Annotated in this window: 20 protein-coding genes; 8 read left to right on the top strand and 12 right to left on the bottom strand. The window is 59.1% G+C overall.

Going from position 1 to position 19,898, the window contains the following annotated elements:
- Positions 1–15: 15 nt before the first annotated feature.
- Positions 16–1,011: a glyceraldehyde-3-phosphate dehydrogenase gene (gene gapA, locus KIF87_RS09205; protein WP_213328556.1), complete on the bottom strand. Its 996-nt coding sequence runs from the start codon at positions 1,009–1,011 to the stop codon at positions 16–18.
- 341 nt (positions 1,012–1,352) lie between these two features.
- Between gapA and msrB the strand changes: the two genes are divergently transcribed.
- Positions 1,353–1,766 (top strand): peptide-methionine (R)-S-oxide reductase MsrB, encoded by a 414-nt coding sequence (msrB, locus tag KIF87_RS09200; RefSeq protein WP_024908573.1) that lies wholly within the window; start codon positions 1,353–1,355, stop codon positions 1,764–1,766.
- 56 nt (positions 1,767–1,822) lie between these two features.
- Positions 1,823–2,086 carry a YeaC family protein gene (locus KIF87_RS09195; RefSeq protein WP_196239757.1) on the top strand — a complete coding sequence of 88 codons (264 nt, stop codon included), beginning with the start codon at positions 1,823–1,825 and terminating at the stop codon, positions 2,084–2,086.
- A gap of 49 nt (positions 2,087–2,135) precedes the next feature.
- Here the strand turns inward: KIF87_RS09195 and chiD are convergent, their stop codons facing one another.
- From chiD to sppA, 4 genes are all read right to left on the bottom strand, one after another.
- Entirely contained in the window at positions 2,136–3,392 is a 1,257-nt protein-coding gene (gene chiD / locus KIF87_RS09190) for a chitinase ChiD (protein WP_213328555.1), read from the bottom strand.
- A 213-nt stretch (positions 3,393–3,605) separates the two neighbouring features.
- Positions 3,606–4,247, bottom strand: coding sequence for a bifunctional nicotinamidase/pyrazinamidase (pncA, locus tag KIF87_RS09185; RefSeq protein WP_213328554.1), 642 nt, complete (start codon positions 4,245–4,247; stop codon positions 3,606–3,608).
- Positions 4,248–4,256: 9 nt separating this feature from the next.
- Positions 4,257–5,273, bottom strand: a complete 1,017-nt coding sequence (gene ansA, locus KIF87_RS09180; protein ID WP_008500705.1) for an asparaginase — start codon at positions 5,271–5,273, stop codon at positions 4,257–4,259.
- 63 nt (positions 5,274–5,336) lie between these two features.
- The gene (sppA, locus tag KIF87_RS09175) at positions 5,337–7,193 is read right to left on the bottom strand and encodes a signal peptide peptidase SppA (RefSeq protein ID WP_213328553.1); all 1,857 of its coding nucleotides are present in this window, start codon (positions 7,191–7,193) and stop codon (positions 5,337–5,339) included.
- Between the two features lie 167 nt (positions 7,194–7,360).
- Here sppA and KIF87_RS09170 point away from each other — a divergent pair, with 167 nt between their 5' ends.
- The 3 genes from KIF87_RS09170 to KIF87_RS09160 all read left to right on the top strand — a co-directional run bounded on the left by KIF87_RS09170 (position 7,361) and on the right by KIF87_RS09160 (position 10,984).
- Positions 7,361–7,912, top strand: coding sequence for an NAD(P)H nitroreductase (locus tag KIF87_RS09170; protein ID WP_047648067.1), 552 nt, complete (start codon positions 7,361–7,363; stop codon positions 7,910–7,912).
- A gap of 116 nt (positions 7,913–8,028) precedes the next feature.
- Complete coding sequence (selD, locus tag KIF87_RS09165) at positions 8,029–9,072, top strand: selenide, water dikinase SelD (RefSeq protein ID WP_008500702.1); 1,044 nt, start codon at positions 8,029–8,031, stop codon at positions 9,070–9,072.
- 4 nt (positions 9,073–9,076) lie between these two features.
- A complete protein-coding gene (locus KIF87_RS09160; RefSeq protein WP_213328552.1) occupies positions 9,077–10,984 on the top strand; it encodes a DNA topoisomerase III in 1,908 nt (635 codons plus the stop codon).
- A gap of 71 nt (positions 10,985–11,055) precedes the next feature.
- On the opposite strand, the gene gdhA is transcribed toward KIF87_RS09160, so the two are convergent.
- The gene (gene gdhA, locus KIF87_RS09155) at positions 11,056–12,399 is read right to left on the bottom strand and encodes an NADP-specific glutamate dehydrogenase (protein WP_023335339.1); all 1,344 of its coding nucleotides are present in this window, start codon (positions 12,397–12,399) and stop codon (positions 11,056–11,058) included.
- Between the two features lie 228 nt (positions 12,400–12,627).
- Here gdhA and KIF87_RS09150 point away from each other — a divergent pair, with 228 nt between their 5' ends.
- Complete coding sequence (locus KIF87_RS09150) at positions 12,628–12,906, top strand: DUF1496 domain-containing protein (protein ID WP_023335340.1); 279 nt, start codon at positions 12,628–12,630, stop codon at positions 12,904–12,906.
- On the opposite strand, the gene KIF87_RS09145 is transcribed toward KIF87_RS09150, so the two are convergent.
- The gene (locus tag KIF87_RS09145; RefSeq protein ID WP_121423414.1) at positions 12,866–13,282 is read right to left on the bottom strand and encodes a pyrimidine (deoxy)nucleoside triphosphate diphosphatase; all 417 of its coding nucleotides are present in this window, start codon (positions 13,280–13,282) and stop codon (positions 12,866–12,868) included. The two genes, KIF87_RS09150 and KIF87_RS09145, sit on opposite strands and share 41 nt — an antisense overlap.
- 75 nt (positions 13,283–13,357) lie before the next feature.
- On the opposite strand from KIF87_RS09145, the gene KIF87_RS09140 reads away from it, so the two are divergent.
- Both KIF87_RS09140 and KIF87_RS09135 read left to right on the top strand, forming a co-directional pair.
- The gene (locus KIF87_RS09140; protein ID WP_213328551.1) at positions 13,358–13,927 is read left to right on the top strand and encodes a carboxymuconolactone decarboxylase family protein; all 570 of its coding nucleotides are present in this window, start codon (positions 13,358–13,360) and stop codon (positions 13,925–13,927) included.
- Entirely contained in the window at positions 13,920–14,537 is a 618-nt protein-coding gene (locus KIF87_RS09135) for a CDP-alcohol phosphatidyltransferase family protein (RefSeq protein WP_213328550.1), read from the top strand. The genes KIF87_RS09140 and KIF87_RS09135 overlap by 8 nt, the downstream gene beginning before the upstream one ends.
- Here the strand turns inward: KIF87_RS09135 and KIF87_RS09130 are convergent.
- The 5 genes from KIF87_RS09130 to KIF87_RS09110 all read right to left on the bottom strand — a co-directional run bounded on the left by KIF87_RS09130 (position 14,534) and on the right by KIF87_RS09110 (position 19,896).
- On the bottom strand, positions 14,534–15,841 hold the full coding sequence (locus KIF87_RS09130) for a sulfurtransferase (RefSeq protein WP_213328549.1): 1,308 nt from the start codon (positions 15,839–15,841) through the stop codon (positions 14,534–14,536). The two genes, KIF87_RS09135 and KIF87_RS09130, sit on opposite strands and share 4 nt — an antisense overlap.
- A 73-nt stretch (positions 15,842–15,914) precedes the next feature.
- Positions 15,915–16,535, bottom strand: coding sequence for an ATP-binding cassette domain-containing protein (locus tag KIF87_RS09125; RefSeq protein ID WP_213328548.1), 621 nt, complete (start codon positions 16,533–16,535; stop codon positions 15,915–15,917).
- Positions 16,535–18,064: an ABC transporter permease family protein gene (locus tag KIF87_RS09120; RefSeq protein WP_213328547.1), complete on the bottom strand. Its 1,530-nt coding sequence runs from the start codon at positions 18,062–18,064 to the stop codon at positions 16,535–16,537. Before KIF87_RS09120 ends, KIF87_RS09125 begins: the two co-directional genes overlap by 1 nt.
- Positions 18,037–19,197, bottom strand: a complete 1,161-nt coding sequence (locus KIF87_RS09115; protein ID WP_484613324.1) for an ABC transporter substrate-binding protein — start codon at positions 19,195–19,197, stop codon at positions 18,037–18,039. The genes KIF87_RS09120 and KIF87_RS09115 overlap by 28 nt, the downstream gene beginning before the upstream one ends.
- Positions 19,198–19,212: 15 nt before the next feature.
- Complete coding sequence (locus tag KIF87_RS09110; protein ID WP_213328545.1) at positions 19,213–19,896, bottom strand: TVP38/TMEM64 family protein; 684 nt, start codon at positions 19,894–19,896, stop codon at positions 19,213–19,215.
- Positions 19,897–19,898: the final 2 nt, after the last annotated feature.

The raw sequence follows: 19,898 nt of genomic DNA, 5'->3' as shown, positions 1-19,898 counted from the left end.
AGCACTCATCTCAACTTATTTGGAGATGTGAGCGATCAGGTCCAGTACTTTGTTAGAGTAGCCGGTTTCGTTGTCGTACCAGGATACCAGTTTAACGAAGTTGTCGTTCAGTGCGATACCTGCTTTAGCATCGAATACTGAAGTGCAGATTTCGCCGTTGAAATCGGTAGATACAACGTCGTCTTCGGTGTAGCCCAGAACGCCTTTCATTGCGCCTTCGGAAGCAGCTTTGATTGCTTTCTTAATTTCTTCATAAGAAGCAGCTTTTTCCAGACGAACGGTCAGGTCAACAACGGATACGTTAGGAGTTGGAACGCGGAACGCCATACCAGTCAGTTTGCCATTCAGTTCTGGCAGTACTTTACCTACAGCTTTAGCAGCACCGGTAGAGGATGGGATGATGTTCTGAGCCGCGCCACGGCCGCCGCGCCAGTCTTTGTGAGACGGGCCATCAACGGTTTTCTGAGTAGCGGTGGTTGCGTGAACGGTAGTCATCAGACCTTCAACGATACCGAAGTTGTCGTTGATAACTTTAGCCAGCGGTGCCAGGCAGTTGGTGGTGCAGGATGCGTTAGACACGATATCCTGGCCAGCGTAAGTTTCGAAGTTTGCACCACGAACGAACATTGGGGTGTTGTCTTTGGAAGGACCAGTCAGAACAACTTTCTTCGCACCCGCAGTAATGTGTTTACGTGCAGTTTCGTCGGTCAGGAAGATACCGGTTGCTTCAGCAACAACGTCAACACCGATTTCGTTCCATTTCAGGTTAGCTGGGTCTTTTTCAGCAGTAACGCGGATGGTTTTGCCATTAACAACCAGGTGGCCGTCTTTCACTTCAACGGTGCCGTCGAAACGACCGTGAGTTGAGTCGTACTTCAGCATGTACGCCATGTATTCAGCGTCCAGGAGATCGTTGATACCAACGATTTCGATGTCAGAACGTTTCTGAGCAGCACGGAAAACAATACGGCCGATACGGCCAAAACCGTTGATACCTACTTTGATAGTCATATATTCCACCAGCTATTTGTTAGTGAATAAAAGGTTGCCTGTAAAATTACAAAAACCTTACGCAGCGTCAAGCGGAATCGTGTCAATCATTGCGACAAATCAATCCTGTGACTAACGTTTGTGCGACTGACTCGCCTCACTTTCCCTTTGAGCTTGCAACCAAATGGGGGCTGCGCCCGGGATTTTAAAGTCCCCGCAGGATAAAAATGTGAGCATGATCACAATTGCCTGACCGCCTTTTCGCGACACATAAGTTTAGATCAAAAGTGCACGCAAGGGTGTTAATGTTTTGTTAGAATCCGGGTTAAAAGATGTCTGTTTCTACAGCGAGATGTAAGCATATGTCGAACCAACGTAACCCTGAAGATTTGAAAAAAAACCTCACAGAAATGCAGTTTTACGTGACGCAGAATCACGGGACGGAACCGCCGTTCACCGGGCGTTTGCTGCATAACAAGCGAGACGGCGTCTACCACTGCCTGGTCTGTGATGCGCCGCTGTTTAACTCACAAACGAAATTTGATTCTGGCTGCGGCTGGCCGAGTTTCTACGAGCCGGTGAGCGATGAGGCAATCCGCTACCTGACCGACTCGTCGCATGGCATGGTGCGCACGGAAATTCGCTGCGGCAACTGCGATGCGCACCTTGGGCACGTCTTCCCGGATGGCCCTCAGCCCACGGGCGAGCGTTTTTGCGTGAACTCAGCCTCAATGAGCTTCACTGACGACGAAAATGGCGACCAGGTGAAGGGTTGAAAAAACGATTCAGCAAATTATTCCTTTAAAAGGGCGCGATTGTGAATATTGATGACATGATTAGCGGTATGACGCCGGAGATTTATCAGCGTCTGGTGACCGCCGTAGAGCTGGGAAAATGGCCGGATGGCGTCGCGCTGACGCCGGAGCAAAAAGAGAACAGCCTGCAGCTGGTGATGCTGTGGCAGGCGCGCAATAACACCGACGCGCAGCACATGACTATCGACACCCAGGGCCAGATGGTGATGAAGAGCAAGCGCGAACTGAAAGAAGACTTCGGCATTACGCCGAAGCCGATTGCGACGATGAAAATGCAATAACGGTGCGGGTTGATGCCCTCTCCCACGGGGAGAGGGCTTGATTGTCTTACTACTTGTGCGGGATGCCGAGCGACTCCGCCAGCTGCTTCGCTAACTGATTGTTGTCATCAGCCCCGTACTCCCAGAACATCGCCCCGGCGAGACCTTTCTCTTTGATGTAGTCCGCCTTGATCGCAACGGAACGCGGGTTCTCATAGGAAATCGCAAACAGCGCGTTGCCATCGGCACCCTTCACCGAGAGCCACGGCACTTTCGCCTGGTCGTCCCAGTGCTCGGTAAAGCGCTTCTGCGGATCGTTCAACAGCTTCTTCACGATATCGTTGTACTTCACGTAGGTATCTTTGGTCAGGTCATAGCCGAGTGACTTGAACAACCCGATCTCCTGAGGCCCAAAGTAGGGCTGGGTAACCGGATTTTTTTGCGCATCCGGTTTCGTCCAGTCGATCCCCGGCTCTACGGCGCGTTTCGGCACGCGGCCATAGAAACCAATCCCGAGGTTCATCTGCTGCGGCTTCAGCCCGGCGGCCAGATAGTTATTCACCACAAAATCCACGCTGTATTTGTCTGCGGCTGCCACCGTCGGCCAGGCGCTGGAGTCATACAGGTTGGCATTGAAGTATTGCGTACCGTACGCCATGTCGTAGGTCATCAGGTTGATGTAGTCGAGCAGGGGCGCGATGGCTTTGATATCCACCCAGCTTTTCGGACTTTCCGCATTCGCGCCTACCGCAATGGTCACCAGCTTTTTATGCCCGAACGCCGTACGCATCTCTTTCAGCAGGGCGGTGAAGTTATCCCGGTCGGCGGGCTGGCTTGCGACCAGACCCCAGGCGCCGTTGACCGGATACTCCCAGTCGAGATCGATCCCGTCCAGGCCGTATTTGTCGACAATCTCCTGCGCGGAGCGGATAAACACCGCGCGCGTCTCTTTGGTTGCCGCTGCGCCAGAGAAGCCACGTGCGCCCCAGCCGCCAACAGAAAGCAGCACTTTGAGGTTCGGGTTTTGCTTACGCAGGGTCGGGATGAGGGCCAGATCGGCGGCGACTTTTGGCGATAGCCAGATCTGATGCAGTTTCGCCGGATCTTTTAGCGCAGCGTTGGTTTCGTCTTTTTCGTCGTTATAGACCAGACCAAACGAGTAGTTCAGGTGGGTGATCTGACGAACGTCTAATTTATTGATATCGCCACCCGGTCCGGCGGTGACATCGCCACCCCCGTTAAAATAGCCCACGGACATGAGGGTACTGGCGGAGGCAACTGACGCGCAAAGCAAGGGTAATGCTGCCAGCAAGGGCAAACGTTTCATACAAGTTCCTCTTTGACTAAACAAAACGACCACGCCACAGAAAAGACGTGGCGAAAAAATAGCCTAACGAGAATAGCATTGCCGCTTCGTTGAGGATGCGAGGGAGTTCACTTTATGGGGATTGGGGAAGAAATGCCGGGTGGTGGCTGCGCCTTACCTGGCCTACGGGGAAAGGTAGGCCGGGTAAGCGTCAGCGCCACCCGGCTTAAAGGCTTACGCCTGCGTCTCCAGCCAGTCTTCGAGCGTATACAGCGTCGCGCCTTCCGCAGCCATATCCATAAACGCCTGAGCGCTGTCCTGCGGGTGAATGTTCACCCCGCGGCAGCCGTCGGTGATGACGCTGACGGTATAACCTAACTGGAGCGCATCCAGCACGGTAAACTTCACGCAGTAGTCCGTCGCCAGGCCCAGCACAATCAGCTCCGTAATTTCGTGATGACGTAACCACGCGTCCAGCGCCGTTTTCTGGCGATGCCCGTTATCAAAAAACGCGCTATAGCTGTCGATAGCCGGGTTTTCACCTTTATGGAACACCGCGTCGATGGCTTTCTGATTCAGGAGCGGATGCAGCTCCGCGCCTTCCGTCTGCTGTACGCAGTGATCCGGCCAGAAGGTTTGCGCCAGCCCGTCGAGTTCTCCCTGAGTGAAAGGCTCGACGTCGTGCTGGCTGGCAAAGCTGCCGTGGTTCGCCGGGTGCCAGTCCTGGCTTGCGACAACCGCTTCGCCGCGGGCTTTGCACCAGTCCATCAGCGTGTTTGCCACGTCAACGGTGCTGTCACCTTCGGCGACGGCCAGCGCACTGCCCGCGCAGAAATCATTTTGCAAATCGACCAGTAGCAGGGCGCGTTGCTTCATGAGCACTCCTTATTCGTCCGGGGTCAGCTCGCCGCGCAGGTTTTGCATCATCGCGCTGCGAATGGACTGAATGTCCAGATCCTGACTCAGTAAATAGTGAAGTTTAGTCAGCGTTGCCTCAACGGTCATATCGAAGCCGCTGATAACCCCCGCATGCGCCAGCGCGTTACCGGTGGCATAGCCGCCCATGTTGACCTTTCCGGACATGCACTGGGTCAGGTTCACGACCACAATTCCGCGCTCGCTGGCTTCCTGAAGCTCTTTCAGGAATTCGCCGTTCTGCGGCGCGTTGCCGACGCCATAGGAGCGCAGAATCAGCGCTTTCACCGGCTGGCGCAGGAAGTTACGCACCACGTCGGCAGAGATGCCCGGGTAGATAGTGACCACGCCAATCGGCTGTGGAGTAATCGGATGCACAATCAGCTCGCCGGCGGTGTTCGGCGCAGGCGGCGTGCCCAGACGACGAATATGAATCCCGGCCTCCAGCAGCGGCTGCAGGTTAGGGGAGGCGAAGGCGTCAAAACCGTCGGCATGGGCTTTGGTGGTGCGGTTGCCGCGATACAGACGGTTGTTAAAGAACAGCGACACTTCGTTAATCGGGTAATTCGCCGCAACGTAAAGGGAGTTCAGCAGGTTGATCTGCCCGTCCGAGCGCAGCTCCGCCAGCGGGATTTGCGACCCGGTGACGATAACCGGCTTGCTCAGGTTCTCCAGCATGAAGGAGAGCGCCGAGGCGGTAAACGCCATGGTGTCGGTGCCGTGCAGGATCACGAAGCCGTCGTACTGGTCGTAATGGGCTTTAATGTCATCCGCGATGTGCTGCCAGTCTTCCGGCGTCATGTCGGAGGAGTCCATCAGCGGCTCGTACTCGTGGATGGTGAAGTCAGGCATTTCCGGACGGTGGAATTCTGGCATCAGCGCAAGCTGACGCTGAAGGTGGCCGGAGACAGGGATATAGCCGTTTTCAGAGCGCTGCATACCGATGGTACCGCCGGTGTAGGCTACATAAATCGATTTCTTCTGCATGGTAGTGAGTTCTTGTTCTTCAAAAGAAAAAAATCCCCTCTTCGCGGGAAGAGGGGACGGTTTTTAACGGACGTTAGCGCAGGTCAGGCAAAACGCGTAACGACTCTGTGGATCGTTAAAGGCCGCGAGCTTATCGCTTTCCGCCTTCATCGCTTTCGCTGCCGTGGCGACCGGCGCAGGCAGGTAAGCCTGCATCGCCTCCGGCAGCATGGCGCGTACCGAGCCGGACATGCTGTCCATGACCATATCGAAGAACGACGGCTCGTCCTGGTAATACTCGATATGCCACTGCTTGAGCTTCGCCAGCTCGGCGGCTTTCTTCACCGCGTCATCGAAGTCGCCGAGGCTGTCGACCAGACCATTGCTCTTCGCATCCTGGCCGGTCCAGACGTGGCCCTGTGCGATCTGGTCGATCTGCTCAGGCGTCTTTTTACGCGAGTCCGCTACCAGGGTGATAAAGCGTTTATAGCCGTTCTCAATGCTGAGCTGCATCATTTCAGAGACTTCCGGCGGCAGGGATTTGGTCACAGACACATCCGCCAGCGGAGAGGTGGCAACCCCATCGGTATGCACGCCCAGGGAATCCAGGCTGTTCTCCACGGTGTTGATCACCCCGAAGATGCCAATCGAACCGGTCAGCGTGCTTGGGTTAGCCACAATGTAGTTGGCTGGCGTTGAGATCCAATAACCCCCGGAGGCGGCCATTCCGCCCATGGATACGACGACCGGCTTGCCGGCGGCACGCGCCGCGGCCAGTTCAGCGCGGATCACCTCGGAGGCGCTGACGCTGCCGCCAGGGCTGTTCACCCGCAGGACGATCGCTTTCACTTTCGGATCCAGGCGAGCATCGCGGATTTGTGACGCGGTAGTATCGCCGCCCACGTTACCCGGGGTCTCCTGACCGTCCATGATGGCGCCGTTGGCAAACACCACCGCGACGCTGTTGCCGCTGTCATCCGGCTTTTTCGTCGAGTAATCATACATGCTGATGGCGCTGTAATTTTTATCCTCTTTGCTCCAGCCAAACTGCTTGCTCAGGGATTTTTCAATCTCGGCGCTGGTGCCCAGGGCATCAACCAGTTTGTTATCAAGCGCATATTTCGCGGTATCACCGTCAACCTTACGCAGGCCTTCCAGCACGCCCTTTGCGCCCGGGAACGCCTGCTCAGGCGTAATCTGGCGGTTGGCGGCAACGGTGCCCAGATAGTTCTGCCACAGCTCGCCAATCCAGCGGCTGTCCGCTTCACGGGCGGCAGGGGACATATCGTCGCGGATAAACGGCTCTACGGCTGATTTATACGTGCCGACGCGGAAGACGTGGGTGGTGACCTTCAGCTTGTCGAGCAGAGATTTGTAGTACAGACCGTTGGTGGCAAAACCGTGCAGATCCACCGTGCCCTGCGGGGAGAGCCAGATTTTATTGGCGAAGCTCGCCAGATAATATTGCCCCTGGCTGTAGCTGTCGCCCACGGCAATCACCGGCTTTCCGCTGTCGCGAAATTCGCGCAGCGCTTTACCAATGTACTGCATTGAAGGCTGATCGCCGCCGGCAAAATCTTTCAGATCCAGTACGATCCCGGTGATGTTACGGTCGTCTTTGGCCTGGCGGATGGTATCGACGATATCAAACAGGGAATTTTCCTGCAGACGATCTGAGGTTGCGCCAAACAGCTGGCGACCAATCACGCTCAGGCGACTGCTGGTGGACGGCTTATCAACGATAACGCCGGTGATATCGAGTAATAGCGCGCCGCGCGTTGAATGCTGCGCCTGATTCGCATTGCTGATATGCATCCAGATGCCCGCGCAAACCAGAACCAGGAAGATGAAGAAGATGTTCATCACCAGGTTGCGGACGAAGTTGAGCAGTCTCCACGTCCATTTAAAGAAACCGGCAAAGATTCGCCAAAGGGTTCGCATGTATTCTCCCTAACCAGAAAATGACTGTTTCCGTCGCCACTGGACGGTAATGTTGGGTTATCGTAATGACCCAACCGCCACTTGTCAGCAGGAATCGCCTGCCAGGCTGTAACAAAATCTGCCGTCGTGTTAATTTTGTGAGTAAATTTCAAGAAAGGAGTTAACCAATGGACGCACTCGAACTGCTTGTTAACCGCCGTAGCGCTTCCCGTCTGGCCGAACCTGCCCCGGCAGGCGAGCAGCTGGAGAACATTCTGCGTGCCGGCATGCGTGCCCCCGATCACGGCACGCTGCAGCCGTGGCACTTCTTTGTGATTGAAGGCGAAGGCCGCGATCGTTTCAGCCAGCTGCTGGAGCAGGGCGCGGTTGCCGCCGGGCAGGATGAGAAAGGTATCGACAAGGCGCGCAATGCCCCGTTCCGCGCCCCGATGATTATCGCCGTCGTGGCCAAATGCCAGGCTGACCATAAGGTGCCGGTCTGGGAGCAGGAAATGTCCGCAGGCTGTGCGGTGATGGCGATGCAAATGGCCGCCGTCGCACAGGGTTTTAACGGGATCTGGCGCACCGGTGCGCTGACCGAAAGCCCGGCGGTACGTGACGGTTTTGGCTGCGGCGAGCATGACAAAATTGTCGGCTTCCTTTATCTCGGCACCCCGCAGCTTAAAGCCTCCAGCACCATCAGCGTGCCGGACACCACGCCTTTCGTCAGCCGTTTCTGATAACGCACGCTAAACTGTCTGGATTCTGAGCATCTGCCGCAGAATTCAGACAGTCATACTTACCTCTTTATGGAATGAGCGCTACCATAGCGCGATTGAGATGACAGGAGACGTCCATGAGCGAGCAAACCATTCGTTTAACGCAGTACAGCCACGGAGCCGGTTGCGGTTGTAAAATTTCCCCGAAAGTGCTGGAGACCATCCTGCACAGTGAACAGGCGAAGTTTGTCGACCCGAACCTGCTTGTCGGCAACGAAACGCGTGACGATGCTGCAGTTTATGACTTAGGTAACGGCACCAGTATTATCAGCACCACTGACTTCTTTATGCCGATTGTCGACAACCCGTTCGACTTCGGTCGCATTGCGGCCACCAACGCCATCAGCGATATCTTCGCTATGGGCGGTAAGCCGATCATGGCGATTGCCATTCTGGGCTGGCCGATCAACACCATCCCGCCGGAAGTGGCCCGTGAAGTGATTGATGGCGGTCGTTTTGCCTGCCAGCAGGCGGGGATTGCGCTGGCCGGTGGTCACTCTATCGATGCGCCCGAACCGATCTTCGGCCTGGCCGTTACCGGCGTGGTGCCGACCGAGCGCGTGAAGCGCAACAGCACCGCGCAGGCGGGCTGCAAACTGTTCCTTACCAAGCCGCTGGGCATTGGCGTGCTGACAACCGCCGAGAAAAAATCCCTGCTGAAACCGGAGCACAAAGGTCTGGCAACGGAAGTCATGTGCCAGATGAACCTCGCCGGTGCGGCATTCGCCAATATCGACGGCGTGAAGGCGATGACCGACGTCACCGGTTTTGGTCTGCTGGGCCACCTCTCTGAAGTGTGTCAAGGCGCGGGCGTGCAGGCGCAGGTCTGGTATCAGGACGTGCCGAAGCTGCCGGGCGTGGAGGAGTATATTGCTCAGGGCGCGGTCCCGGGCGGTACCCAGCGCAACTTCGCCAGCTACGGTCACCTGATGGGCGAGATGCCTGAGGAGTGGCGCAACCTGCTGTGCGATCCGCAAACCTCCGGCGGCCTGCTGCTGGCGGTCACGCCGGAATCCGAAGCCGAGGTACAGGCGACTGCCGCCGAGTTCGGCATCACCCTGACGGCGATCGGCGAGCTGGTGACCGCGCGCGGTGGCCGACCGATGATTGAGATCCGTTAATTCGATGCGGTTGTTTATTGCCGAAAAGCCGAGCCTGGCCCGCGCCATCGCCGACGTGCTGCCTAAACCGCATCGCAAAGGTGACGGCTTTATCGAATGCGGTAACGGGCAGGTGGTCACCTGGTGTATTGGTCACCTGCTTGAGCAGGCGCAGCCGGATGTCTACGACAGCCGCTACGCCCGCTGGAATTTGAACGATCTGCCCATCGTGCCGGAAAAATGGCGCCTGCAGCCCCGACCTTCGGTCACCAAACAGCTCAACGTGATCAAGCGCTTCCTGCATGACGCCGCTGAAATCGTGCACGCGGGTGACCCGGACAGGGAAGGGCAGCTGCTGGTGGATGAAGTGCTGGACTACCTGGAGCTGGCGCCGGAAAAGCGCCAGCAGGTACAGCGCTGCCTGATCAACGACCTCAACCCGCAGGCCGTCGAGCGGGCGATTTCGCGCCTGCGCGCCAACAGCGAGTTTATTCCGCTGTGCGTCTCGGCTTTAGCCCGCGCCCGCGCCGACTGGCTGTACGGCATCAACATGACCCGCGCCTACACCATTCTTGGGCGCAACGCGGGCTACCAGGGCGTGCTCTCCGTAGGCCGTGTCCAGACGCCGGTGCTGGGGCTGGTGGTGCGTCGTGACGAAGAGATTGAGAACTTCGTCGCCAAAGATTTTTTTGAAGTGAAAGCGCATATCGTCACGCCTAAAGACGAACGCTTTACCGCCGTCTGGCAGCCGAGCGATGCCTGCGAATCGTACCAGGATGAAGAGGGGCGCCTGCTCCATCGTCCGCTGGCCGATCATGTGGTTAACCGCATTACCGGGCAGCCCGCTATCGTCACCAGCTATAACGATAAACGGGAATCAGAACCCGCGCCGCTGCCGTTTTCGCTTTCTGCACTGCAGATTGAGGCGGCCAAAAAGTTTGGCCTGAGCGCGCAGAACGTGCTGGATATCTGCCAGAAGCTCTACGAAACCCATAAGCTCATCACCTATCCGCGTTCGGACAGCCGCTATCTGCCGGAAGAGCACTTTGCCGGACGCCATTCGGTGATGAACGCTATCGGCGTACACGCGCCGGATCTGCTCCCGCAGCCGGCGGTAAACCCGGACACCCATAACCGCTGCTGGGATGACAAAAAGGTGGATGCCCACCATGCGATTATCCCGACGGCGCGTGCCAGCAGCGTCAATCTGACCGAGAACGAAGCGAAGGTGTATAACCTGATCGCCCGTCAGTACCTGATGCAGTTCTGCCCGGACGCGGTATTCCGCAAGTGCGTGATTGAGCTTGAGATTGCCAAAGGCAAGTTTATCGCCAAAGCGCGTTTCCTCGCAGAGGCAGGCTGGCGCACGCTGCTGGGGAATAAAGAGCGCGACGAAGAGAACGACGGCACGCCGCTGCCGGTGGTCGCCAAAGATGACGAACTGCTGTGCGAGAAGGGCGAAGTGGTTGAACGTCAGACCCAGCCGCCGCGCCATTTCACCGATGCGACGCTGCTGTCGGCGATGACCGGGATCGCCCGGTTCGTTCAGGATAAAGATCTGAAGAAGATCCTGCGCGCCACCGACGGTCTGGGGACGGAGGCAACCCGCGCAGGGATCATCGAGCTGCTCTTTAAGCGCGGCTTCCTGGAGAAAAAGGGACGCTACATCCACTCAACGGAACCGGGCCGGGCGCTGATCCACTCTCTGCCGGAGCTGGCCGCCAGGCCGGACATGACCGCACACTGGGAATCGGTGCTGACGCAGATCAGCGAGAAGCAGTGCCGCTACCAGGACTTTATGCAGCCGCTGGTCGGGACGCTTTACCAGCTGATCGATCAGGCGCGCAGCACGCCGGTGAAAACGTTCAGAGGAATGGTTGCCCCCGGTAGCGGCGCGAAGAAACCGTTCAAGAAGAAAAAGAGCGCGGCCTGATACGCCCGGTTTTCTCCCTCTCCCCGTGGGAGAGGGCCGGGGTGAGGGCACCCGGCCGCACGATATAAACCTTAAATCACACCCTGCCCAATCATCGCATCCGCCACCTTCACGAACCCGGCGATATTCGCCCCGCGCACGTAGTTGGTTTGCGATGCCTCGCCGCCGTACTCCACGCAGGCATGGTGAATATCCAGCATGATATGGTGCAGGCGCGCATCCACTTTCTCCGCCTTCCAGCCGAGACGCGCGGCGTTTTGCGCCATCTCGAGGCCGGAGGTCGCCACGCCGCCCGCGTTAGCGGCCTTGCCCGGAGCAAACAGCACGCCCGCCTCCAGGAACAGGTCCGTCGCGTCGATGGTGGTCGGCATATTCGCCCCTTCGGCCACCGCTTTTACGCCGTTGCTAATCAATGTACGCGCGGCTTCAACATCCAGCTCGTTCTGCGTGGCGCACGGCAGGGCGATATCCACCGGCACGCCCCACGGCTGTTTACCTTCGAGGTAGGTCAGGCCAAACTCCCGGGCATAATCCGCCACGCGACCGTCGCGGCTGGCTTTGATTTCACACAGGCGCGCCAGTTTCTCTGCCGTGAAGCCCGCTTCATCCACCACCGTGCCGCTGGAGTCAGAGGCGGTTACCACGCGAGCGCCAAACTGCATCGCTTTCTCAATCGCGTACTGCGCCACGTTACCGGAGCCGGACACCGCGACGCGCATGCCTTCAAAGCCTAAACCGTGACGCTTGAGCATGGCCTCGGTGAAGTAAACCAGGCCGTATCCTGTCGCTTCCGGGCGGATCAGGCTCCCGCCAAACGACAGCCCCTTGCCGGTAAAGACGCAGGCGCTGTTGTTGGAGAGCTTTTTCATCATCCCGGCCATAAAGCCTACTTCACGTCCACCCACGCCGATATCACCGGCAGGCACGTCGGTGTCAGGACCAAGGTGGCGATAGAGTTCGGTCATCAGCGCCTGGCAGAAGCGCATCACTTCGCCTTCGCTTTTGCCTTTCGGATCGAAATCGCTGCCGCCTTTTCCGCCGCCCATAGGGAGCGTGGTGAGGGCGTTTTTAAAGGTCTGCTCGAAGCCGAGGAATTTCAGAATCGACAGGTTCACGGACGGATGAAAACGCATGCCGCCCTTAAACGGGCCAATGGCCGAGTTAAACTGTACGCGCCACGCGCGGTTAACCTGTACCTGATTGCGATCGTCAACCCACGTCACGCGGAACTGGATCACGCGCTCTGGCTCGACGAGGCGTTCAAGCAGCGACATCTGGCGATAACGCGGGTTTTGTTCAAGGAAGGGCCACAGGGTGGTCATAACTTCTCGTACGGCCTGAGCGAACTCGCTTTGGTGCGGGTCGCGCTGCTGAACATGGGCAAGGAAACTTTCCAGAGAGCGTGTCTGATCCATAGATATAAGAACCTCTTATCGTATTTTATGTGTATTACTTATGCGATTTGTGTTGTTTTTTTGACTATACCACCCGTACCGCTTTGTGAGGCAAGCGGAAATTTATGCCGAAAGGGAAATTAATGAGAGCGCGGGCGTCATAACCAAAAGCGATGAAGAGATAAATTAAAGGTTCCGCTCGGGTTTACCGTTATAGTCATTATCAAGGAACTACAGGAAGATGTGTCTATGAAACGTTATCTACTCACCGCGCTGTGTGCGATCTTTGCCGCAGGCGTGCAGGCCAACCCCATTCTCCCGGACGTGGAGGTGAATGTGCCGCCGGAGGTGTTTAGCTCCAGCGGCCAGAATCAAACGGTGCAACCCTGCAATCAGTGCTGTATCTATCAGAATCAGAACTACTCGGAAGGGGCCGTTGTGAAAGCGGACGGCATTCTGCTGCAGTGCCAGCGCGACGAGCGCGCCATCAGCACAAACCCGCTGGTCTGGCGTCGCGTAAAACAATAAACGCTTCCAGCAGCGGAATATCCGCGGGGGCTAAGGCGTAGCCGAACGCCTCTTCCGGCGTACACCACGCGAGCGCGCTGTGGTAGTGCGCCGTGAGCTCGCCGCGAAAGGCAGGAACGTGCCAGGCATGCAGGTTGATCAACCGCTGCGAGACTTCCCGCTGGTGGCTTGCCACGTATTGCCCCGGCAGGGCGTCAATGCCCAACTCTTCACGCAGCTCGCGAATAAGCGCTTCTGGCTGGGTTTCTCCGGCCTCGACTTTACCGCCTGCAAATTCCCACATTCCCGGCTGGTCGGCATGGGCAGGGCGCTGCGCCAGTAAAATATTGCCGTCTTTTTCGATGATGGCGGCAACGACATCGAGTGTTTTCAGCATGGTCGTCAATAATTGATAGCGAAAAAAGACATATTATCGTGCCCTTTCTCAGAGTCCAGTAATCAGGAGAATCAGGTGAAAGAGACCACCGCCTGGGTTGCCCCCCTCGAAACCCTTCCCGCCAGCCTTAAGCCGATTGCCGCCATGCAGAAAAAGCATTTTGGCGCGGTGCTGAATCCCACCCGCTGGTGGGGGCGCATGCCGCGTCTGTTCTGGCTGGTGGCGCTGTTTGTCGGTTATCTGGAGCGCCGTCATGCGCGCCTGACGCCCGTGCTTCGTTCGCTGCTCATGACGCGGGTGTCCCAGCTCTGTCACTGCGCTTTCTGTATTGATGCCAACAGCCTGCGGCTGGCCGAGCGCTGCGGCGCGCTGGATAAGGTTCAGGCCGTGGGCAACTGGCATGACTCCGCCTTGTTCACCGAGCAGGAGCGCGCGGCGCTGGCCTACGCCGAGGCGGTAACCGCCACGCCGCCCTGGGCGGATGAGGCTATCAGAACGGCGCTGAAGCGCCACTTCACGGACGAGGCCATCACCGAGATGACGGCGCTCATTGCGTTTCAGAATCTCTCCGCCCGCTTTAATGCCGCGCTGGATATTCCGGCGCAGGGGCTGTGCGCCACGTTTAACGAGACTCCCCATGCTTGACCGTCACCTGCACCCGCGGGTTAAGCCCTCTCTGAATCGTCTGGTTTCCGTGCTGGATAAGCCGGGCATCACGCCCGACGGAGTCACCCTGACCGGGTTTGCCGTCGGCGTGCTGGCGCTGCCGTTTCTGGCCCTCGGCTGGTATCCGGCGGCGCTGGTCGCCATCGTGCTTAACCGCCTGCTAGATGGTCTGGACGGCGCGCTGGCGCGCCGGAGAGGGCTGAGCGATGCGGGGGGATTTCTCGATATCGCGCTCGATTTTCTGTTCTACGCCCTGGTGCCGTTTGGCTTTGCGCTCGCGGCTCCCGCAGAAAATGCGCTGGCGGCCGCCTGGCTGCTGTTTGCGTTTATCGGTACCGGCAGCAGCTTTCTGGCGTTTGCGGCGCTGGCCGCGAAGCATGACATCGACAACCCCGGCTATGCGCACAAGTCGTTTTATTACATTGGTGGGTTAACGGAAGGGACGGAGACCATCGCGCTGTTCGTGCTGTGCTGCCTCTTCCCGGCACACTTTGCGCTGTTCGCGTGGGTATTCGGCGCGCTGTGCTGGCTGACCACCACAACGCGCATCTGGAGCGGCTATGTGACGCTGAAGTCACTCAACCCTTAGAGCGCACTCTCCGGCCCGCGCGCGCCGGTGGTGACCGGGTTCTGCGGGTGACTGCTCCATTCGTACCAGCCGCCGTCATAGACGGCAACATTCTTCCAGCCCATCGCCCGGGCGTACATGAAGGTTTCTGACGCCCGCCACCCGGTGCCGCAGTAAAACGCGACGTGCTGCTCCGGCAGAATATTCCAGCGCTTCCACTGTGCGGCGATATCGTCCGCACTGCGCATGGTGCCATCCGGGTTATGGAAGTCTTCCATATGGGTCGCGTCGCTGCCCGCATGACCCCAGCGGGCACCGGCTATTTCACCTTTTGGCTTGATGTAGCTGTAGCCGCTGGTTTCGCCGATGAACTCCGGCCACGAACGAATGCTGACCAGGGAGGCATCCTGACGGTGCAGCATCCCGCGCGCCTGCTCCATATCGACCATCAGCTGCGGCTGGCCGGGGATCGGCGCGCCGAAATCGAGGGCTGGCGCCACTTTGCCGGGCGTGCCGCGTTCAACCGGCAGGCCTGCATCTGACCACGCCTTCCAGCCGCCGTCGAGAATGCGTACATCCTTCACGCCCGCATACAGCATAATCTGCGCCACGCGCGCGGCGGCGTAAACGTCACGGCCATACAAAATGACGGTGGTATCGTGACGGATCCCGTGCTTCGCCAGCATCGCTTTCAGCTTGTCGTCGGAGACTTTATTCCACAGCGGCTCGCTTTCCACCTCGTTGGTGTCGATGTAGCCCGCGCCGGGAATGTGGTTCAGCAGGTAAAACTTCGGTGCGCCCCAGGCGGCTTCAATCACTTTCCAGTCACCCGACGGCGCGGCGGTCACGGGTTTACCCTGCTGGAGGCGGTGGATCCACTGCGGGTAAACCAGCTGTTCAAAGTGAGGCAGGCGCTGAAGGCGCTCGGGCGTCTGCAGCGCGTCGCTGAGCAGCGAGACGTGGCGGTATCCGGCTTTCTCCAGGCGGGACTTCACCGCCAGGTTATCGTTCTCGTCGCCGTACAGGGCGATGGCCGTTGCAGGCGTAAGCTGATGCTGTTTTGCCCAGCTCGCAATCTGCTCGTCGCTCATTGCGCCCAGCCAGGCGGCAGCAAGGTTGAGTGCGGCGGGTTCATGCCCGGAGGGGCCGCTGAGGGTCTGCGGCCAGCCGTTGTAAAACGCGCTGGGACGGGTGTCGACAGGCGTGCCGTGCTGCGCCTGAAGCTGAGACAGCGTCATCGCGTTGGCCATATCAGCCGCCAGAGAGGAAAAGGAAGCGAGGCCGCAAAGCAGGGCCAGCGCGGTCAGTTGAGAAACACGTTTCATCGAATAACCTGACGTCAGTAAAAGAGGGGGGCATTGTCGTCTCTCCAGAAACGGAAAACATTGCGTTAGCACATTATTGCCAGCGAGAGATCTCAATCAGCTCGCCGCCGGGCGGAATATCGTCCTCATCGTGCGTGACCAGCACCGCCGGGATATTGCGCGCGCGGACGGCGTCAAATACCCATGTCCGAAACGTCGTGCGCAACGTTTTATCGAGGCGGCTGAACGGTTCGTCCAGCAGCAGCGCCTGCGGCTCTGCGAGCAGGGCGCGCAGCAGGCTGACCCGGGCACGCTCCCCGCCGGAGAGGGTGGCCGGATCGCTGGCGTAATGACCGCTCAGCCCGGCGGAGTCCAGCGCCTGCTCGACCGCTTCCCGACGCGCGCGCCCGACGATCCGCTCAGGCAGCGCCAGCAGCAAATTTTGCCCGACGCTGAACTGTTCAAACAGCAGCGCGTCCTGAAAGAGGATGCCCAGCCCGCGGGATTCAACGGGGAGGCTATCGCAGCGACGCGCGTCGAGCCACAGTTCGCCTTGTGCCTGAAAATCGTCTGACAGCGCGCCGACCATCCACGCAAAAAGGGTCGATTTGCCGCTGCCGGACGGCCCCATCAGGGTAACGATCTCCCCGCGAGGAACGCAAAAACTGATCTCGCGGAAAAGCGGTTCGATGGTGAGATGATTTACCTTCAGCATTATCGTAATCCTTGACGGTAGCGGCCCGCGAGCCGGGATAACAGGGCGGCAAGACCGAACACCGTGCCCGTGACCAGCAGCAATCCCAGCGCCCTGCTAGCGAGAACGGGGATGCTGCCCCCGCTGCTGAGCGCGACGGTTTCGGTGGTCAGCGTGGCGAAACGCCCCGCGCCAAGCCAGAGCGTCGGCATGTATTGCGCCATGCTGACGGAAAAGCCGGTGGTAAAGGCCAGCAGCGCAGGGCGCACCAGCAGGGGGCATTTCAGCAGTAAGAATATTTTCGCCCGTCGCCAGCCGAGCGTTCTGGCGGTAAGAATAAGCCGGGGATCGATTCGCCGCCAGGCGGGCTGCAGAACCAGCAGCATCCACGGCAACACCCACAGCAGATGGCTCCAGAGCACGGCGGCATAGTGCCCGTCGAGTCCCAGACGCAAAGCAATAAAGTATTGTCCGGTGACGAGCGGCAGCGCAGGAAGGGCGAGCGGTGACCACACCCACGCTGCGCCGCGCTGCGGTCCCCATTCCAGCCAGAGAAAAATGACGATGAGGGCGATCAGGCTCGACAGCAGACCGAAGGAGAGGCTGGTACCCACGGGGCCCACGTCGCCCCCTTGCGCCAGCATCAGCAGTACCGCGGCGCACAGGATGCCGCACGCGGGCAGTAACCCGCTGAATGCCCGCTCAGGTAGGACGAGTGGAGACCGGAGGCGCGTCCCCGCGAGGTTCGGGATCGTGCGACGCCATGCTTTCCAGAGGCCGTAACCCAGGGCGGCAAGCGCGGCCAGCATCATAAGGAGAAGCAGGCACAGCAGCGTCCCTTTTGCCTGCTGCTGGGCGTCACCCTGGCTTAGCCACTGAAAGGCCAGCACGGCCAGGGTGGGCGGGTTGCCGGGCCCGAGAACGATCGCCACATCCACGACCGAAAGTGACCACGCCAGCACCGCCAGCATCACCGCGCCGAGGACAGGGGCGATCGCCGGAAGGATCAGCCAGCTGAGCGTCTGAATACGCCCGTAGCCAAAGGTTTGCAGGACGATCTTCTGCTGCGCGAGCCGTTTTTCCGGCAGTACGGCGTATATGGCCCACAGTACAAACGCGCTCTCTTTGACCGCGAGCGTCAGGCCCAGCCCGGCGCCGTAGCGGTCAAACGGCGGCGAACAGACGGTGCAGATCTGATAAAACAGACCGCCCTCGGCAAACAGCAGCAACGCGCTGGTAGCGAACGCCACGTGAGGGATCGCCAGTAGCCACGGCAGGCGGGTAGAGAGGCGTCGCCAGCGTTGACCGGGCCACAAAAGGCAGATAAGGAAAAGGGCAATCAGCAACGCCCCCAGCGTGGCGATGAGCGTTGAGACCAGCGTGGCGACGGTCGCCTGCGGCAGCTGCGGATCGTCCAGCAGCCGCTGCCAGTTTGTCACGGAAAACGCCGGTACGAACAGCATCACGCTGGCGGGCAGGATCGGCAGATAAATCACCGCCATCGCCAGCCAGACAAGCCCGCTCAGCGGGTGCCGTAACGGCGCAGCCATTCCTGCTCCAGCGCGTTCACCCAGGCGGACTGCGGCTCTGCAAGCACCTGCGGCAGCCCCTGAGGCGTGTGGGCCAGCAGCTGTTTGGCGTCACCTTCGGGCAGCGTTTTCGCATCCAGTACGCTCGGGTCTCCCCAGACGGCCGGGTCGGCCTTGCGGATTTGCGCCTGCGGTGACAGCAGGAAATTAGCGACCACTTTTGCACCCGCGCTCGCGCCGGCATTGGCCGGGATAGCCACGAAATGGACGTTGCCGAGCATCCCGCTATGGAAACCAAAGCTGTAGCTGTCGGCAGGCAGTTCGCCGCTCGCCACTTTCTGCTGCGCATGCGCCGGGTTAAAGGTCAGCGACAGGTTCAGACTGCCGCTGGCAAGCAGGGCATCCATCCGCGCGGGTGAAGGGGGAAAGTCTTTGCCTTCGCGCCACAGCAGCGGGTGCAGCTTATTGAGGTAGGCCCAGAGCGGCGCCGTAACGTGATTAAACGTTTCATCGGGCGCTTTTTGTAACGCCTCAGGGCGATCGGTGAGCGTCAGCAGCAGCTGCTCAAGAAATGCCGTGCCGGTAAAATCGGGCGGGCGAGGATAGCTCACCTTGCCCGGATGCTGCTGCGCGTAGGCCAGCAGCGCCTGAGGATCCTCCGGCGGCGTCGGCATGCTGGCTTTGCGGGCGATAAAGGTCAGCTGCGCGCCGCCCCACGGGGATTCCGCCCCGTCGGTGGGAATCGCAAAATCTTCCGTGACGGGTTTACGGGTATCGACATAGCGCCAGTTTGGCAACGTCTGCGCCCACCCGGTTTGCAGCAGGTTCGCCTCTTTCAACGTGCGGAAGTTTTCGCCGTTGACCCACAGCAGGTCAACTGAGCCGTTGGTCTTACGCCCCGCGGCGGCTTCGGTCTGAATACGTTTTACCGCATCGGCGGCATCCGCCAGCGGGACAATTTTTAGGGTAATGGCATAGTGCGTTTGCATCTCACCGCTGACCCACTCAAGGTAGCGGTTGACCGCCGGATCGCCGCCCCAGGCGTTAAACCAGACGGTCTGGCCTTTGGCCTGTTGTTGGATAGCGTGCCAGCCCTCGGCGGCACACAGGGGGGCTGCCAGCAGCAGACCGGTCAGAAACGCGCAAAAACGCACACGGCGCATAATGCCTCACTTTTTAGCAGACGGGAGATAACGGGAAAACAGCCGGCGCGTAGCCAGCGGCAATAACCCCAGTAGTGTAAAGGCGATTAGCATGCCCGGCGACAAAATATCGCTCGGCGACGCCACTTTCCCCAGCTCGCGCCCCGCGTTCAGAAAGACCACCGTCGCGGGAAGCATGGCGACCTGGCTGACCCACCAGTAGCGGCAGACTCCAATGCGGGTCAGCCCCATCAGCAAATTCACCAGGAAAAACGGGAACAGCGGCATCAGGCGCAGGGCAAAAAGATAGCCCGCACCGTCATGCGCCATACCGGCATTCACCGTTTTCATCTGCTGAGCAAACCGCCGCTGGACCCCGTCACGCAGCAGATAACGGCTGGCGAGCATCGCAAGCGTGGCTCCGAGCGTGGAGGCAAACGAGACCAGCACGGTGCCTTCCCACAGGGGAAATAACGCCCCGCCCAGCAGGGTGAGGATCGCCGCGCCGGGGATCGACAGGGCGGAGACCACCACATAGAGCGCAAAAAAGATCAGCGCGCTTCGTAGCGGCGCGTGGTCAACATGGGAGAGCAATGCCTGCTGGTGGGTTTTAATCCCTTCCAGGGAGAGCGTGCCTGGAGGAAGCATGACAAACGTCAGAATAAATGCGCCCAGAAGGGCGCACAGGAAAGCGATTTTTCGAATGTTCACGC

This window comes from Enterobacter sp. 120016 (assembly GCF_018383635.1).
Taxonomy (GTDB): Bacteria; Pseudomonadota; Gammaproteobacteria; order Enterobacterales; family Enterobacteriaceae; genus Enterobacter; species Enterobacter asburiae_D.
This window is presented reverse-complemented; position numbering and strand designations above follow the sequence as displayed.

Bases quoted from the DNA above. Each gene is read 5' to 3' on its own strand.
- gapA (WP_213328556.1), bottom strand. From the start codon at position 1,011: ATGACTATCAAAGTAGGTATCAACGGTTTTGGCCGTATCGGCCGTATT.
- msrB (WP_024908573.1), top strand. From the start codon at position 1,353: ATGTCGAACCAACGTAACCCTGAAGATTTGAAAAAAAACCTCACAGAA.
- KIF87_RS09195 (WP_196239757.1), top strand. From the start codon at position 1,823: ATGATTAGCGGTATGACGCCGGAGATTTATCAGCGTCTGGTGACCGCC.
- chiD (WP_213328555.1), bottom strand. From the start codon at position 3,392: ATGAAACGTTTGCCCTTGCTGGCAGCATTACCCTTGCTTTGCGCGTCA.
- pncA (WP_213328554.1), bottom strand. From the start codon at position 4,247: ATGAAGCAACGCGCCCTGCTACTGGTCGATTTGCAAAATGATTTCTGC.
- ansA (WP_008500705.1), bottom strand. From the start codon at position 5,273: ATGCAGAAGAAATCGATTTATGTAGCCTACACCGGCGGTACCATCGGT.
- sppA (WP_213328553.1), bottom strand. From the start codon at position 7,193: ATGCGAACCCTTTGGCGAATCTTTGCCGGTTTCTTTAAATGGACGTGG.
- KIF87_RS09170 (WP_047648067.1), top strand. From the start codon at position 7,361: ATGGACGCACTCGAACTGCTTGTTAACCGCCGTAGCGCTTCCCGTCTG.
- selD (WP_008500702.1), top strand. From the start codon at position 8,029: ATGAGCGAGCAAACCATTCGTTTAACGCAGTACAGCCACGGAGCCGGT.
- KIF87_RS09160 (WP_213328552.1), top strand. From the start codon at position 9,077: ATGCGGTTGTTTATTGCCGAAAAGCCGAGCCTGGCCCGCGCCATCGCC.
- gdhA (WP_023335339.1), bottom strand. From the start codon at position 12,399: ATGGATCAGACACGCTCTCTGGAAAGTTTCCTTGCCCATGTTCAGCAG.
- KIF87_RS09150 (WP_023335340.1), top strand. From the start codon at position 12,628: ATGAAACGTTATCTACTCACCGCGCTGTGTGCGATCTTTGCCGCAGGC.
- KIF87_RS09145 (WP_121423414.1), bottom strand. From the start codon at position 13,282: ATGCTGAAAACACTCGATGTCGTTGCCGCCATCATCGAAAAAGACGGC.
- KIF87_RS09135 (WP_213328550.1), top strand. From the start codon at position 13,920: ATGCTTGACCGTCACCTGCACCCGCGGGTTAAGCCCTCTCTGAATCGT.
- KIF87_RS09130 (WP_213328549.1), bottom strand. From the start codon at position 15,841: ATGAAACGTGTTTCTCAACTGACCGCGCTGGCCCTGCTTTGCGGCCTC.
- KIF87_RS09125 (WP_213328548.1), bottom strand. From the start codon at position 16,535: ATGCTGAAGGTAAATCATCTCACCATCGAACCGCTTTTCCGCGAGATC.
- KIF87_RS09120 (WP_213328547.1), bottom strand. From the start codon at position 18,064: ATGGCTGCGCCGTTACGGCACCCGCTGAGCGGGCTTGTCTGGCTGGCG.